We start from the raw sequence: 15,794 nt of genomic DNA on the forward strand, positions 1-15,794 counted from the left end.
AATCAAATCCAATGAACCTAATTGCTCTGGCTCTTGTAGCCGCCACAACCCTTACCGGATCCGTCCAGACTGGGTCCATCGACACGCCTAAAGGCGACAAAAAACCAGCTACCACCATTCACTACGGTGAAGCTGTAAAAGCGGGTAATGGAACCCTGCGCTCATTTGTGCGCACCGACGAAAAAGGGAATCCAACCCAGTTTGGTGTAGCGATTTCGGAGGCTACGCTCAACAGCCTTTCTCCAGAAATGTCGCACTGGATCATCAGTCCGCCTAAAGAGGCCGACAAAACTCTGATCAAGCACGTTGCTTTTGGCTGGATGCCACATGGTCACGAACCGGATGGCGTTTACAATGTCCCGCATTTCGATTGCCACTTCTATTACACCTCCAGCGAAGAGCGGGATGGCATTCAGCCGAATGACCCTCGCTTTGTGAAGAACCCGGATATGGCGTATCTGCCCCAGGGATCAGTACGAGACGCAGGCGTTCCGCAGATGGGTGTCCACTGGATTGATCCGACTAGTGGCGAATTTCAGGGGAAACCATTTACCACGACGTTTATCTATGGTGCCCTCGATGGGAAAGTTACGTTCCTGGAGCCTATGTTTACGCTGGCTTTCCTGAAAAATGTAAAGGATGAACGTCTGCCCATCAAGCAGCCGCAGAAGTTTGAAAAAGCGGGTTTTTACCCCACCGAGTATCGGTATGTATACAACGCAGCCGAAAAACAGTATGAGGTGATTCTGGAAAATCTGCAAAGCCGCCAGTAAACCTATCAGAAAAAGCAAGGAACACCTGGTTGCTGGGTGGTCCTTGCTTTTTCTGGTTAGTGGCTACCTTCAACCAACTTACCATCCTGCTCCTGAATGATTTCCTGGTCGATGAGTCGAGTGAGGTAGTTCTCAATACTCCAGTCGCCTAAACCATAAATTCGATCCGTCGACAACCATTCACCTACGATCTGGCGGGACGTTTTAGGCGCTGCCTGAACCAGATTCAGCAATTGGTTTTCGATCATCGACAACCCATTTGCTCCTACCTGTAAACGAGACAGATGCGCCTGCAAGGCTTCGCGCAGGAACCGCAATCGGCCAAAATCTCCCGCTATTATCTGGTTCAGGGCCACCACATCCGAGGCAGCATAGGCAGCCCACACACGAGCCGCCAACCTCAATTCAAAATCGGTCAAGGGTTCGGCCTGCGGATACAACGAAGCCAGTTGAGCACCCGTTAGCTGGCCAAGTCCTTTAAAATCGGAAATACCGTCGAACTGATTGATGGATACTTGTTTCAATACGGTATTACCCCGTTCAGCACGCGAAAAACGAGCCAGCAAAAAGACCAGATTGATCTGGCAAAACAAGTCGTGTTCAAACCAGAGTATAATCTGATCGTAGGCGTTGGGCTGATAAATTTGGTCAAATTCGGCAACTACTTTCTGCTGATAGGTATCTGTTTCGTCTCGCCGATCGCCAAACTCAGCACGTAGCCAGTTTTCGCGCAATTTCCATAAGGCAGTATCCGGCTGCGTGGCATCCAGCAATGGTCCTTCGGACAGCATTTCGCGCCATATAGCTAGTTCGCCGGGCAGGCCAGCTTCTGCAAACGAATAGGCTGTAGCATCGCCATTTAATACGTGCAAGATTTTTTCCATTAGTCTGTGTTGTTAATTTAAACTCTTGTTCTCTACCAGTTAAAGATAACCTCCTCCGCGAAGAAATCCTTGTGAGTCAGCCATTAAACAGGCAAATACACCCAAAACGTGGCCCCTTCACCGGGAGAACTGGTAGCCGTAATAGCGCCCCCATGCGCTTCCGCTACACGCTGGCAGATCGCCAGTCCCACACCTGTTCCGGCATATTCGTTTTTACCATGCAGGCGCTGAAAAACCTGAAAGATGCGATCTACATACTGGACGTCGAAACCGATCCCTTTATCACACACACTGACTTCATGAAACAACGTAGCAAGGCTGGTTGGCTTAACGGATTGGGGGAGTTCATTTCGTGGCCGCAGGTCGCTTTTTATCTGCACAAATGGACGATGGCCGGGTTTATTAAACTTCAGGGCATTGGCAATCAGATTCTGGAAGAGCTGCCCCAATTGCGAAGTATCCCCGTTCACCATCGGTAAACTATGGACAACAATCTCGGCATTCTGCTGACTAATAGCCCAGTCGAGTGTCGTCAATACATCGGTTACTACGTCAGTCAGAGAAACTATTCGAAAATCCTGGGGGCTTAGTGGTGTTCGTGAATAAGTCAATAGATCCTTGATCAGAATCGACATGCGAGCCCCTGCCAGGTTTATACGCTGGAGATAATCGCTGCCGGTTTCGGTTAGTTGCCCATCCAATTGATTTTCCAACAACGTACTGAACGACTGAATTTTACGCAGCGGCTCCTGAAGGTCGTGGCTGGCAATGTAAGCGAACTGTTTCAAATTCTCATTCGATCGGTTCAACTCGTCAATCTTCGCTTCAAGCTGGAGTTGCAGTTGCCTCAACCGAGTGAAATCGGTAAAGTGAATAACCACCTCGTCGTCCAGCTTGAACGTACTCATCAGATTATACAGGTCAAGCCCATCTTTATCATAATGGATTTCAAAGGTGAGCGGTTGACCCGTTTGGTAGGTTTCGACGGGATTAGTAAAACTTACTGTTTCAAAATAGCCCGGAAACACCTCTCCTACCCGTTTCCCCTGCAACTGGTCGGGCGTAGTGTTCGCATAGGCGGCATACGCCTGGTTGGTCAATCGAAAGCGAAAATCCACAATTTCGCCATTCTCGATTATTGGCTGAAGAACCTGCAACGGCTCCTTTAACAAATTGATAAGGGTTTGCAGGTACTCATTTGCCTGGGCCACTTCCATCAGTTGTACCTCATGAGTCACATCCTCAACCGAATGAAGGATATAGGCCAGCTCACCATCAGGCCCTAAAACGGGTTTATTGACCGGTCGCCAGGCACGCCCTTCCAGCACACCCGTATGCGTATTAAGCCACTGATGGCGCTGGTCAGCCATTGCGTGAACCTGTTTGGTTTGCAACACCTGCCATAGCGATTGCCGAAGCTGATCGGCAATGCCATCATGATGTCCATCGCTGAAGAACGAATCAAATACACCACGCCCAACCAGAGGTTCCCGTTGCAGGTCGAGTGCCGCCAGGTAATCGTCCGACACAGCCAGAATCGTGAAGGTCGGTGCATCTGGCTTAAGTACCAGGTGCTTACCAGGCATCGCATTAAAAAGAAAAACAGGGATGGATTGTCCATCCGGGTCATTTACAGAAAAAGGCATCATCAAGAACCATCCTGGTGGGTTTTAATGATCGTTAAGCATTAGCGGGTACGGCAGGAGCGAATCAAAAAATAAAAGGAAACACCTATTACCGATCTAAAATTATAGGCAAAATAGTTATTTACCTAAATCATATGTACAAAACACCATAGACTACGATTTAAAAGGAAGACAGAAACCATCCTATGCCTATTTGGTATTGCGAAAAGTCTATAGACTTTACAACGGCGACCTTCATTGCTACGCGCTGAATTCGTACCTTGCAGAAAAATTAAGCCTAGATAGTACGTACACGATTCGCTCATGAAAACCAACCGATTTTTAGTTCTTTCAGCGGCTACCCTGCTGACCGTAAGCGCTATTAACACCACCTTCGCCCAGTTAAAAATACCAGCGGCCAGCCCCTCGCAAACGACCAAACAGAGCTTTGCCCTTGGCGAAATCACCCTTGAGTACTCTAGACCTGCCACGAAAGGCCGGGCCATTTTCGGCGATCTGGTTCCTTTCGACAAAGTATGGCGTACGGGCGCCAATGCAACCACCAAAATCACGTTTTCGAACGACGTAAAAGTGGGAGGTAAAGAGGTCAAAGCCGGTACATACGGTTTATTCACGATTCCTGGTAAGTCGAGCTGGCAGGTGATGCTATCGAAAGATTTGAACCTGGGTGCCAACGTTGCCGACTATAAAGTGGCCAATGAGGTGGCACGGGTTGAGGTAAAACCGACAACCTTACCCTTCAAAGTAGAGACGTTTACCATCAACATCGCCGATATTCTACCCAACTCGGCAACCCTGGAAATCATGTGGGATAAAACCCGTGTAGCTGTACCGCTCTCGGCCGACATCGACCAAACGATTACCCAGAACATAAAGGCGTCGATGGCCTCTGAAAAACCCGCATACTTCGAAGCGGCCAGTTACTATTATGAAACCAACCGGGATTTGCCACAAGCGCTGGCCTGGGTTACCAAAGCAACGGAGCAAAACCCGAGCGCTTTCTGGATCATGCTGTTGAAAGCCCGCATCGAGCTAAAAATGAACGAGAAGAAAAACGCTATTGCCAGTGCCCAGAAGACAGTCGAACTGGCCACCGCTGCTAAAAATGGCGACTATGTTAAAATGGCCAACGACCTGATCGCCAGCGCCAAGAAGTAGTATTCATGTAGTATCCGTACTTAAAAGCAGACCGGAGCACCCCGGTCTGCTTTTATTTTAGCCCTATCCAGCCCAGCTCTCGCGGTCAAGGCTGCGGTACTGGATGGCTTCGGCCAGGTGTTCTATTTTGATTTCTTCACTACCCGCCAAATCGGCTATAGTGCGTGACACCTTCAGAATACGGTCGTAGGCACGGGCCGACAATCCCAGTCGTTCCATGGCCGTTTTGAGTAATATCCGCCCGGCATCGCTGATTACACAAACCTCCTTAACCATTTGCGAGGGCATCATGGCATTGGAATAAATACCAGCATTTTGCTCGAAACGAGTCGTTTGAAGCGCCCGCGCCCGAATGACCCGTTCCCGAATCACTTCGCTGGACTCAGCAGGGCGGTTGGCAGTCATCTGATCGAACGAAACGGGCGTCACCTCAACATGCAGGTCGATCCGGTCCAGCAACGGACCACTGATTTTAGCCAGGTACTTCTGGACCACACCCGGTGCGCAAACACACTCTTTATCGGGATGATTGTAATACCCGCAGGGGCAGGGATTCATACTGGCAATGAGCATGAAACTGGCCGGGAATTCCACCGCCCATTTTGCCCGTGAAATGCTTACTTTGCGGTCTTCGAGCGGCTGCCGCATCACTTCCAGCGCCGATCGTTTAAATTCGGGCAACTCATCCAGAAACAGTACCCCATTGTGCGCTAGCGAAATCTCTCCGGGTTGTGGAAAACTGCCACCACCTACCAGTGCGGCATCAGAGATTGTATGGTGTGGGGATCGGTACGGTCGGGTTGCAATCAAATTTGCCTTTGCCCCCAGCTTACCAGCCACCGAATGAATCTTGGTTGTTTCCAGCGCTTCCTGCAACGTAAGCGGTGGCAGTATGGTTGGCAAACGCTTCGCCAGCATGGTTTTACCGGCTCCGGGAGGACCAATCATGATGACGTTATGCCCACCAGCAGCCGCAATTTCGAGCGCCCGTTTGATATTCTCCTGCCCCTGTACATGCGAAAAATCTACGTCATAAGCATTTACCTGAGTCATAAACAGATCGCGTGTGTCGCTTACCAATGGGGCAATGTCTTTTTTGCCGTCAAAAAATTCAACGGCTTCCTGCATGGTCGATACCCCAATGACATCCAGATTATTGACGATGGCGGCTTCCTGAGCGTTTTCGACGGGCAGAACGAAGCCTTTATAACCCCGTTTTCGGGCTTCGATTGCGATGGGCAATACGCCTTTAATGGGCCGCAGTGAACCATCGAGGGCTAACTCGCCCATAATAACATACTCCTCCAGGCTGCGCTGAACGGTTATCTGTTCCGATGCCTGTAATACACAAAGCGCTATTGGCAAATCGTAGGCTGACCCCTCTTTCCGAATATCGGCTGGCGCCAGGTTGACAACAACTTTCTGTCGGGGCATCCGATAGCCAAAAAACTTCAGCGATGCTTCCACACGCTGCTCACTTTCTTTAACGGCACTATCGGGCAGGCCCACTAAATGAAAATGCAATCCCTGGGCAACAACAACTTCAATGGTAATCAGGCTGGCATTAACGCCATAAACAGCCGCTCCAAACGTTTTGGCTAACATACTGGGGAACAAGTAAACGAATCAGGTCTATTTGTTTCAAAACTACACCCTCCAGAGGCAATAAAAAAGAAAGGAGAGGTTTAATGTATTTCAGGCTCGCCCCCGGCAAAATAAACTGATTTCTGAAGGGCAAATCAATCGGTTCGGCTTATCTTCGTACAGGGCAAATCAAGCACCGTAATTCGTACCCTATTACTCAGTATGTCTTTATTTATTACCTCGTTGAATTCGGGGAGCAATGGAAACTGTTATTATGTTGGCAATGAGCAGGAAGCCGTCCTGATCGACGCCGGTATCTCGTGCCGACAAACCGAAACCCGCATGCAACAACTGGGTTTGTCGCTTCGAACGGTCAAAGCCATTTTTGTATCGCACGAGCATTCCGACCATATTATCGGCATCCCGCAACTGGCCCGAAAATACCAGCTTCCGGTTTTTATCACGCCCCACACGCTACGTCACGCCCGATTGCCTGAAAAACTGTTCCCGATTCGCCCCTTACGGGCTTATGAACCGATACAGATTGGTGACCTGAGCATTACCGCATTCCCGAAATTGCATGATGCCAGCGACCCGCATAGTTTTCTCGTCAGCTTTCAGGGTACCAACGTTGGTGTTTTTACCGACATCGGGGAGCCGTGTGAGCATGTTATTCATCATTTTCGGCAATGCCATGCTGCCTTTCTGGAAGCCAACTACGACGACGACATGCTGGAAAAAGGCCGGTATCCCTACCACCTGAAACGCCGGATTCGGAGCGAAAAGGGGCACCTGTCCAACCAGCAGGCACTGGATCTTTTCCTGGCGCATAAACCATCGTACATGAGTCATGTGCTGCTATCGCACCTCTCAAAAGATAACAACTCCCCACAACTGACCCGCGACCTGTTCACTCCGCATCTCAATGGCACCGAGCTGATTGTAGCCTCGCGCTCTGAAGCCACACCGATTTTCAGGATCAATGCGGAAATCGAAAATTCAGTAAGCGTTTAATATAGAGCATATAAGGCATAAAAGTTAATTCCATTGCTTTTACCCTGTAGCTATCTGAAATGCATATTCTGACCCAACAAGCTATCAATATTGTAAGTCAAAAGCTTCACTTACCCATTACAGGTCTTGAACAAGATTGGGATATTGAATTAGCTGACTCATCCAGAATAGATGAGTTCCTTACTCTATTTAAACAGGATAATAACCTGGATAATGAGCAAAAGTATGTACTGATGGCACTTATCTTAGCCTCTTGCGACGATGCGTTACAAGAAGGAAAAGCGCTTTCAAGAGACAGTTGGACATATATTGAATGGGTTCTAAAAACCCATTCAATATATCATGCTTTAATAGATTATTGGGGTTTACCAACTTCAAAAAATGAAAACGATCTATTTGCCTTAACCCCTTATATTCGAGCTATTTATTAGCTTGACAACAAATTGTTACACAAATAGATAGCTTTAAACGTACTTAGCAACCAGGTGTCCTATAATGGAGTCTAGGTTTAATCATTCTTCTTTAATTATAGATTTTTTAGACGTTGATTTTAACAGCGATCAACTAAGTAATAAGTTTAAGCCAATGGTTGATAAAGTCTTGTTTAGTCAGGATGGTTCTTCTAATAGTGACTGGATTGTTAGTTTTTGGATAACCTATAACAACGGTAAACAGCTTCTGATTAGTAGGAATAAATTGGGCACTTTACATAGCCAAAAGATCAAGGAAATCTATATCGCTATTCCTATTCCGTCAATAAATATAGTTTCTTGGGGTGTAGAAGACAATCAATACATATATGGACCTGATCACTACCACACGATATTGAAAAACTTTTGGGTAGAGCAGGTCGATTTCAATCTATTTTCTAACCGCACTGACTGTATATATGATTGTTTGAGAAGGGCAATTCAACGAGCTTTTTTTGAAGGTTTTACAGTAGGAGGCATCAAAGTGAAGGATAGATTAATATAATCTGATGGTTGTTTTGACTTTTGCAACAGCCACTAAACTTATGTTATGTAGCTAATCTAGTTTACCATTTTCAAAATGATAATGCTCTTGGCTTCCACTGGTGAATTGTTGAATAAAACTGGGCTTAGATTGCTCCTCTTTTTTTATCTCGAAGTACCCATTCTCAAGTGACCAATCATAGATGCCTATATCGAGTGGATACAAGGTAAGTACCCCAGAAAGTTGATGCTGACTAATCCAAGATTCAGCCTTGGACTTATCAGTGAACACACCACTGGAGCACCGACCACCTTCACCGTGAAAGACCCAAACCCCCGTTATATCTTCCATTTTCTGTTGTATAATCTGTATTGCTATTGCAAAAGCCCAGGATCGGTTGATGAAGCTTAAAGCGTGAACCCTTTTCGGCTAGAAATTGTGTCATCACTGAAAGCGATGAGGATTCAGTTCTTTACCAACTTCTGCAATAGCCCCTATATGGTAAACCCGACGATGATGACGCTTTAATCGTCATCATCGTCGCCTTCTTCGTCGTCATCATCCATACCTTTGCCCGGACGAACGAATGCCCCACGACGAGGAGCGGGCATGACACTCTTCGGTCCACGGACTGTTTGCCAGACAATCTCGCTGAAGATCAGATCGTCGATATCGTCGGGATGGGTCAGGTTGAATTGCTGAGACCGTTTCGAGTTGTAATTGACCGCTACATTTTTCTCGTTCAGATCGATGCCCGCTTCGCGTGATTTGAAGGGGGTAGCATCCACTTTTTTCGAGAAGCAGCGCCACATGGGCGTAGCCGCTGCGTCGTACTGGCTCATGGGTTTCAGCCCTAAAATCAGTTCGATAGTTCGCAGCATCCCCGAGGTCGAATACATGGTATGATCGACAAACCCCCGCTTAACAAACCCTCCAGCCACAAACGCAATGGATCGGTGGGCATCGACGTGATCAGGACCATTCTGTGCGTCATCTTCCAGGATAAACACAACCGATTCATTCCAGATAGGACTTTTCGACAGATGCTCCACCAGTCGACCAACGGCCAGATCATTGTCGGCCACAGCGGCATCGGGCGTGGGTAATCCGACGCGAGCACCCGACGTATGATCATTGCCCATACGGATGGTATTCAGTTTGGGGAGGTTGCCAGCCGCCACCAGCTTATCGAACTCGTTCTCCCAGGCTTCTTCCCGTTTTACGTCCAGATACCCCAGATCGAACCCTTTAAAATCGGGGCAGTAGTGTCCCTGCAAAACTTTATCCTTTGGTTTTTCGTCAGTAAACCAGCCGTAGCTTCGGTACGAAACTCCGGCCCGCTCGCAGTGATTCCAGATGAAACCGTCTCGCGGGTAGGCAATCTCTTTCTGCCCTTCGTAATCGTAGGTACCACCCCGGCCGCCATAGCTGGTCACCCAGTTTTTCTCGACGTAATCGTTCGCATACGCTGCGGACGACCAGTTATGCCCGTCGGCACTGACTTCGGCATCAACGTAGAAATTATCAAGCAGCACAAACTCTTTTGCCAGGGCATGTTGGTTCGGGGTCACTTTCTGTGGGAACAGGCACAGGCTGGCGTCGCCGTTTCCTTCGGACATATCGCCCAGAATCTGGTCATACGTCCGATTTTCCTTGATGACGTAAAACACATACTTGATCGGTGATTTGTCGCCTACCCGCATCGGGATCGGGTTGCCGGGTTCGCCTTCGGCCTGAAGCTCTTTACGTTTGGTATAGGGCGTATTGGCATACACCAATCGCGAGTAAGCAGACAACAAAACCGCATCAGGCTTATCGATAATGGAAAGGGTTCCCTTGAATAGTCCCGCGATGTACTGCACCGGCCCCGGATTGGCTTGTGGGTTAGGACCAACCTGCTGTGGCGTTCGCGTACGAACGGGGTTCGGCCCACGCGGATTCGCCTGCGATGAAAACCCTTTTCCGTTAGTTACGAAGATTTTTGATCCAATGACTTTAACGGCCGTCGGATACCAACCCGTTGGAATAAAACCGCTGGACTGGCTGTGCCCTTTTCGGGTTATATCGAAAACCGCCAGACAGTTATTATCCGCATTAGCAATGTACAAGGTATTTTCATCGTCGCTCAGCGTCAGTCCATTCGGCGTAGTACCCACGGGCGCATTCGGGAAAAGTGATGCAGTGAGGGTTTCGATGACCTGTCGTTTAGCCACATCGATCAGGGCGACAGTATTGTCATTCCCATTGGCCACAAACAAGTACTTCCCATCGCGGGTCAGCAACAGGTCGTTTGGGTTTTTGTTGGTTGCAATCCCGGTCGTTATGGCTTGCGTGGCGGTATTGATGACCAGCACTTTTGCCCCGCCCCATACCGACACAAACAGTTCCGTTTTATCGGGCGAGAGCAGGCAGGTATACGCAGCCGCTCCCAGGTTCAGTTTTTGAACTGTTTTTCGGGTTTTTGTATCGACAATATAGAGTGAGCTATCCTCTTTCGTGACAACGTACAGCCGGTTTTTAGCGGCATCGACACACAGTCCTGCCGGAGAAATTTTCACCGGCCACGGCTTGCCCAAACTGATCGGTTCATCGGCTTGCAGATCGCCGTTGCTAAGTTTATACACCAGAATTTTATTATCGTTCCCGCCCGATGCATAGACCCATTTTTCATCATCGCTGAAGGCCAGTCCGAGGTAGGCTTTCCCGACTTTAGCGGTATCGACAATCTGTTCGGTTTGAGCATCGATCAGGGTAATACTCTGCGTACTCTGCCCATTGTTGGTAACGGCCAGGTATTTCTTCGATGGCGATACAACCAGATTAAGCGGCAGATCGTCGAGTTTGAGGCTGCGCCCCGGTGGGGTCAACGCCCAGCCATTGGGCAGCTTCACCCGCGTAGCTGCCAGTTTTTGGTAGGCTTCGTTCTCTTCGGAGGACGAAACATTTCGTCGGCAACTGCTGGCCAGCGTAAGAGCCAGCAGCGCACAGAGGCTGTAAATAATACCGGAACGAGTAGCCATGATTGACATGCGTTAAGAGGTGATCAAATCTAAGGAGTTGGTTCGAGTTAGCAGTTTCCCTGCTTGAGAACCCGTGCGGTCAGATTCGCCAATCTGACCCAGCGAGGTTTCTCAAAACCGGACAAAAAAGCATCACTCGGTTTTGAGAAACCTCGCTGGGCGGGTTTAAGAACCCACCCTCACGCACGTGATGCAAAATTCATCCTGTAAATCTTGTGAATCCTGTCAGAAAATTAAAATCTAATCGTCGTCGTCATCTTCCTCCTCGGCTCCTGCCAGTTCGGCGGGGTAGCGTTTTTTCCCTTTGGCGGCAAACCATAAAATTCGGTTCAGTAGATCATCATGTCCACGGTCAATCTGGTAAAATCCATGCTTGATGGACTGGTTGGCAAACCGAAGTGCTGGCCCTTTCAACCCGGTTGGCGATGGGTTCATTTCGGCCAGATTGACCCGGTTAGGCTGAACCTTGTACGTAAAGGATCGGTCGGGCTGATCCGTGAAGCAGTCGAACATAGGTAAGGCCGTTGCGTCGATCACATTCATGGGTGGTAATCCCAGAATCTGCTCCATCGTTCTGACCATCGATGTCTGGTTATAATTGGTATGAACCGTTTTCTTTAAGCGGGAATACTGACTGACGATGTACCCTGTTGTTCGGTAAGCAGACATATGGTCCCACCCCGCCTGAGAATCGTCTTCCGTAATAAAAATAACCGTTGATGCGGCAAAGCGGCTGTGTGTAATGGCGTCGACAATCCGGCCCACTGCCAGATCGTTATCAGCTACCATGGCCCTGGGTACGGGAAAAGCAGGATTCAAGCCAGATGTATGGTCGTTGGGCAGCGACATCACCATCAGGTTCGGCAGATCGGCATTGGGATTCGCTTCAATTTCCTTCAGTTCCTTGATAAACGCATCGGCCCGCATCTGATCACTGATGTTCTCATCGTCGCAACCTGGAAAGTCCATCGACAAATAGGGCCGGATGCGCGAAATGGTCGTGGTATTCGTATAGGAGAATGGCTTGCTCTCCTGACGCATCTGGTAGAGATTTTTCCAGTTATACTGTTTGCTATCGAAATGACAGGTACAGGCTTCCCCGTAGAGCCGAACGGTTTTACCGTGATCAAGCGCGTTATTCCAGATCAACCCTTTTTTGTCGTATACCAATGCATCGTACAACACATGGGGGTAGCTTCGAAACCATGCCCGGACGTTCTTTTCGGTATAATCGGTCACCATAGCGGCACTGGCCCAATGGTGGCCCTCCGCCGACGATTTGCCCGATACGTGGTAGTTATCCATGAGCAGATAATCGCGGGCAATCCGGTGCTGGTTGGGCGTTACGCTATCACCGAAAATACAGAGATCGGGCATTCCTTTTCCCTCCGGCATGTCGCCCAGTACCTGGTCATACGTCCGGTTTTCTTTAATGATGTAGAGCACATGCTTAAAAACTGATGGCTCGCCAATACGCTCAGGAACGGGCCGTGGGGCCACATTAGGCCGGGGAGCCTGTTCGGTCAGCGACAGCCGAAACTGAAGGCTCTGCTGTTTGACCTTTTCGGTGTAGGCGTTTAACTGGCTCTCCGTTGGCAAAGGAATAAACGAGATGGACGCCAGTTGCTTGTGCGAGTTAAAGGCACTCAACTCCTTTTTGTTCAGCTTTCCACCCTGCCCACCCTGATCGACAGGATTCGCAATTCGGGGGCCAATTGCTTCCAGATTCGTTACGTAGAGTTCACCGTTGTTGAGCACCAGCCCGGATGGATACGCCTGCGTTGGAATGTACCCTTTAATCTGATGGTTACCTTTACCATTTGTTGAGGCAGTCTTCCCCAGCGAAACCACACAGACAGCGTTATCCATGCCATTCGCTACGTACAACGTTGTTCCTTGCGGATCGATAGCCAGTGCGTTGGGGGTACTGCCGATGTAGCCATTGCCCCGGTTGAATAATCCGACAAAAATGGAGTCGGTCACCTGTTGTTTTTGTGCATCGATAACCGACACATAATCGCTGTTACCATTGGCTACGTACAAAAATCGACCATCGGGGCTACTAATGATGGCGTTGGGGTGCAGACCGACCGACAACTCCGTTTCTGGCCTGCCCTGTTGAAGCTCAATCACCGAAACCGTACCCCGTGCCATTGCTCCCGTTTTTGGATCGACGTAGGCACTCCCCCAGGGAACACCCGCCGTTTCAAAACCATTGGTGAGGTCAGGCACCGGGCCAGCCCAGTTAGTTACGTAGGCTTTTTGTCCGAGCAATGTGAGCCCATATGGGGCAACGCCAGTCGAAGCCGTCCAGATGGTGTGCTGATCCCTGACCCGGATTTTTACGAGCTGATTATTGCCGTTAAGCACCGTATACAGATATAACTCGCCCGACTCTTCCCGAACAGCCACTTCATTCGGCAGGGCAATAGTAGCCGGAGCCAGCGGCTCAAACGGAATCGTCCGAACCAATCGGGCGCGGGAGCCGTCCCAAACTGCCTGCACCACATACGAATTGGGCTTTCCGCGCCCACCGGCACCCCAGAAAATATAGGTCGAATCGTGGTGAACGATGGCTTTGATCCCTGAAAACGAACTCATACTCCCGCGCAGGTTCGAGACTTTAGCATACTCCCAGCGAGAAATAAGCTGATGGGCTCTGGCATCAAAAAAAGCCACGCCATACCGATCCTCGACCGCTAACGTTTTACCATCGGGAAGTAATACGGCATCCAGGCTATGGTTTTCCTGGCTCGCATCTCCAAAACTAACCGATTGCCCGGCCGCATCGATAATCCGGTTATAGGGCATCAGGAAAGGCGATTTCAGATTGTAGAGTGTACTATCATCCGTTGCAGTTTTATAAGCCGATGGCCCGTAGCCAGATGAAGGGCTCAGCGAATGACGGCATCCTTGCAGCAGGACGCACAAAAACAGGGTAACCAGCCAGTAGAGAAGCGATGTAAAGTAGGTATTCATAAAACGCAGTTTCCAGCGGAGCCAGAAAGATAGCCAAAGAATCGCTATCCGCTGGCAAATCGCAACGATACGCTTTACGATTTAATCGTATGAAAACATAGATCTACCCACGTCTGTCAAGGAAAACTGATCAGGAATATAGTTTACCATTCATCTGGAGATTTTCTGCTTTACCAGTGTTTGTAAACGAACGATTAGTTTACCCATAGCCGCTTTATCATTCGCCAGAAGTACGCAACCGCTGTTGAGTTCCGGAAAGGCAGAAATATGCGACGTAAAGCCCGGTGTGCTGCCATTATGCTGAATATCCCGATAATTGTCTACCTGACGAACACCCCAGCCCAGGCCCGTACTGTTTCGCGTGAGCTGATGCGTCAGGAGAATAGCTTGATCTTTTTCGGCTAGTTGTGCCAGCATGTACCGCACCATATCCACAAGATCAGCGTGAATATCCCCAGCAGCGCCAAACAAACCCTCATCCTGAAAAAGAATCGGTCGACCATTTTCACTATATGGGGTTGCCAGTTGCCTTTTATCCTCGTTGACCAGTTGGTAGGTTGTATGAACCATACCGAGCGGACCCGTGATATACTGCCGTAGCAACTGGGCATACGACTGATGATACACTTTTTCCAGAATATGTCCTAGTAGGGCCATACCCCAGTTAGAATACATAAACTTATAACCCGGTACTGTATCCAATTTTATAGACCGTAATGCCTGGTAACATAAAACGGAGTCATAATTCGCTTCAGGCATTAAGGGGTTATACCCTCGCTGATCACCTATATTAGCGGACATTGCGGGTAACTGAGACGTATGATTCGCTAAATACTGTAACGTAATCGGATGATCGGCATAACTCAAATTAGGAAATTCCCCAGGCAAATAACGCCGAATATCGTCCGATAAAGCGACTTTGCCATCCAGCACAGCCTTGCCTAGAAGGGTAGCGGTAAACGTCTTGGTAATCGAGCCTATTTCGTAAATTGTTTGTGAAGTAGGCAGATGGCCACTTCCTTTCTGCGTTTCACCGTATTGATACATAGACACTTTACCAGCCTTTACCAGCCCAATGGAAAGTCCGGTTGCTCTGGGGTCACGAAAGTAATCTCGTACCAGGCTATCCACCGACCGATCCATATCTGTTTTCAGTGGATTATCGCTTTGTACCTGAGGAGCAACGGCCGATAAAGTAATCGGCACATTCGATAAACCGAAACTATTGAATCGTCGATCAGGTGTCACTTTTAAGAAGAGAAGCATGTCCCTGATTTCGAATTGCAGATGATACGAAATCCCACCCTTAGTCTCTTCCTGCGATACCACGGAGATAATATTGCCACTATTGCGATTGCTCTTCAGGTAGCTAACCAGTCGATCTTCCGAAATATGGTTGGAGAAGGCTGTATCAGCCAACTGATAGATACCTTTGAAATCATTCCGATTGAACCGGGCAATAATCGAATCCCTTACCGAATTATAGACCACGGAATTGACCTGGGCAACCGCCGGACTGAAACGAAGTAAGCCGATAACAAGGATACAAATTCGATAAACCATACCGGAGAACAGATTAAATTGTCTTATCAAAGGCAGCAGAAATCACCAATGTACCCCCAATGAGTCAGTCACTTATCAAATTGTTGCACAGCACATAGCCTCTCGCCCTGATTAATTCTTTATTATTTTTTTCTGCCTTTTTTAGCGTAACGTTAGCCATTTCGCATGATCGGACACTTTTTACCCCTTTTTGCCTCTGTATCAAGAGCATTTTATACG

Annotated in this window: 12 protein-coding genes; 5 read left to right on the top strand and 7 right to left on the bottom strand. The window is 48.7% G+C overall.

The annotated features are described in order from the left end of the window. The first annotated feature begins 11 nt into the window (after positions 1 to 11). Positions 12 to 773, top strand: coding sequence for a hypothetical protein (locus BGO59_RS27445; protein ID WP_293689082.1), 762 nt, complete (start codon positions 12 to 14; stop codon positions 771 to 773). A 56-nt stretch (positions 774 to 829) separates the two neighbouring features. Here the strand turns inward: BGO59_RS27445 and BGO59_RS27450 are convergent, their stop codons facing one another. Together BGO59_RS27450 and BGO59_RS27455 are read right to left on the bottom strand one after the other, a co-directional pair. Then, a complete protein-coding gene (locus BGO59_RS27450; protein WP_293689084.1) occupies positions 830 to 1,657 on the bottom strand; it encodes a DUF1835 domain-containing protein in 828 nt (275 codons plus the stop codon). An 83-nt stretch (positions 1,658 to 1,740) separates the two neighbouring features. Beyond that, positions 1,741 to 3,306 carry an ATP-binding protein gene (locus BGO59_RS27455; RefSeq protein WP_293689086.1) on the bottom strand — a complete coding sequence of 522 codons (1,566 nt, stop codon included), beginning with the start codon at positions 3,304 to 3,306 and terminating at the stop codon, positions 1,741 to 1,743. Between the two features lie 300 nt (positions 3,307 to 3,606). On the opposite strand from BGO59_RS27455, the gene BGO59_RS27460 reads away from it, so the two are divergent. Next, a complete protein-coding gene (locus BGO59_RS27460) occupies positions 3,607 to 4,461 on the top strand; it encodes a DUF2911 domain-containing protein (protein ID WP_293689088.1) in 855 nt (284 codons plus the stop codon). Positions 4,462 to 4,524: 63 nt separating this feature from the next. Here the strand turns inward: BGO59_RS27460 and BGO59_RS27465 are convergent, their stop codons facing one another. Then, positions 4,525 to 6,066: a YifB family Mg chelatase-like AAA ATPase gene (locus tag BGO59_RS27465; protein ID WP_293689090.1), complete on the bottom strand. Its 1,542-nt coding sequence runs from the start codon at positions 6,064 to 6,066 to the stop codon at positions 4,525 to 4,527. Positions 6,067 to 6,267: 201 nt separating this feature from the next. Here BGO59_RS27465 and BGO59_RS27470 point away from each other — a divergent pair, with 201 nt between their 5' ends. From BGO59_RS27470 to imm9, 3 genes are all read left to right on the top strand, one after another. Then, positions 6,268 to 7,059: an MBL fold metallo-hydrolase gene (locus BGO59_RS27470; protein WP_293689092.1), complete on the top strand. Its 792-nt coding sequence runs from the start codon at positions 6,268 to 6,270 to the stop codon at positions 7,057 to 7,059. A gap of 59 nt (positions 7,060 to 7,118) precedes the next feature. After that, entirely contained in the window at positions 7,119 to 7,490 is a 372-nt protein-coding gene (locus BGO59_RS27475) for a hypothetical protein (RefSeq protein WP_293689094.1), read from the top strand. Positions 7,491 to 7,554: 64 nt separating this feature from the next. Beyond that, a complete protein-coding gene (gene imm9, locus BGO59_RS27480) occupies positions 7,555 to 8,034 on the top strand; it encodes an Imm9 family immunity protein (protein WP_293689096.1) in 480 nt (159 codons plus the stop codon). A gap of 51 nt (positions 8,035 to 8,085) precedes the next feature. On the opposite strand, the gene BGO59_RS27485 is transcribed toward imm9, so the two are convergent. From BGO59_RS27485 to BGO59_RS27500, 4 genes are all read right to left on the bottom strand, one after another. Next, positions 8,086 to 8,364 (bottom strand): hypothetical protein, encoded by a 279-nt coding sequence (locus BGO59_RS27485; RefSeq protein ID WP_293689098.1) that lies wholly within the window; start codon positions 8,362 to 8,364, stop codon positions 8,086 to 8,088. Positions 8,365 to 8,537: 173 nt separating this feature from the next. Then, positions 8,538 to 11,033 carry an alkaline phosphatase family protein gene (locus tag BGO59_RS27490; RefSeq protein WP_293689100.1) on the bottom strand — a complete coding sequence of 832 codons (2,496 nt, stop codon included), beginning with the start codon at positions 11,031 to 11,033 and terminating at the stop codon, positions 8,538 to 8,540. A gap of 240 nt (positions 11,034 to 11,273) precedes the next feature. After that, positions 11,274 to 14,012: a beta-propeller fold lactonase family protein gene (locus BGO59_RS27495; protein ID WP_293689102.1), complete on the bottom strand. Its 2,739-nt coding sequence runs from the start codon at positions 14,010 to 14,012 to the stop codon at positions 11,274 to 11,276. 150 nt (positions 14,013 to 14,162) lie between these two features. Beyond that, a complete protein-coding gene (locus BGO59_RS27500) occupies positions 14,163 to 15,575 on the bottom strand; it encodes a serine hydrolase (protein ID WP_293689104.1) in 1,413 nt (470 codons plus the stop codon). Between the last annotated feature and the right edge of the window lie 219 nt (positions 15,576 to 15,794).

It is taken from the genome of Spirosoma sp. 48-14, from assembly GCF_001898575.1.
Classification (GTDB): Bacteria; Bacteroidota; Bacteroidia; order Cytophagales; family Spirosomataceae; genus Spirosoma.

What these genes read in the sequence shown, in the direction of transcription:
- BGO59_RS27445 (WP_293689082.1), top strand. Translation starts at nt 12, where the DNA reads ATGAACCTAATTGCTCTGGCTCTTGTAGCCGCCACAACCCTTACCGGA.
- BGO59_RS27450 (WP_293689084.1), bottom strand. Translation starts at nt 1,657, where the DNA reads ATGGAAAAAATCTTGCACGTATTAAATGGCGATGCTACAGCCTATTCG.
- BGO59_RS27455 (WP_293689086.1), bottom strand. Translation starts at nt 3,306, where the DNA reads ATGATGCCTTTTTCTGTAAATGACCCGGATGGACAATCCATCCCTGTT.
- BGO59_RS27460 (WP_293689088.1), top strand. Translation starts at nt 3,607, where the DNA reads ATGAAAACCAACCGATTTTTAGTTCTTTCAGCGGCTACCCTGCTGACC.
- BGO59_RS27465 (WP_293689090.1), bottom strand. Translation starts at nt 6,066, where the DNA reads ATGTTAGCCAAAACGTTTGGAGCGGCTGTTTATGGCGTTAATGCCAGC.
- BGO59_RS27470 (WP_293689092.1), top strand. Translation starts at nt 6,268, where the DNA reads ATGTCTTTATTTATTACCTCGTTGAATTCGGGGAGCAATGGAAACTGT.
- BGO59_RS27475 (WP_293689094.1), top strand. Translation starts at nt 7,119, where the DNA reads ATGCATATTCTGACCCAACAAGCTATCAATATTGTAAGTCAAAAGCTT.
- imm9 (WP_293689096.1), top strand. Translation starts at nt 7,555, where the DNA reads ATGGAGTCTAGGTTTAATCATTCTTCTTTAATTATAGATTTTTTAGAC.
- BGO59_RS27485 (WP_293689098.1), bottom strand. Translation starts at nt 8,364, where the DNA reads ATGGAAGATATAACGGGGGTTTGGGTCTTTCACGGTGAAGGTGGTCGG.
- BGO59_RS27490 (WP_293689100.1), bottom strand. Translation starts at nt 11,033, where the DNA reads ATGGCTACTCGTTCCGGTATTATTTACAGCCTCTGTGCGCTGCTGGCT.
- BGO59_RS27495 (WP_293689102.1), bottom strand. Translation starts at nt 14,012, where the DNA reads ATGAATACCTACTTTACATCGCTTCTCTACTGGCTGGTTACCCTGTTT.
- BGO59_RS27500 (WP_293689104.1), bottom strand. Translation starts at nt 15,575, where the DNA reads ATGGTTTATCGAATTTGTATCCTTGTTATCGGCTTACTTCGTTTCAGT.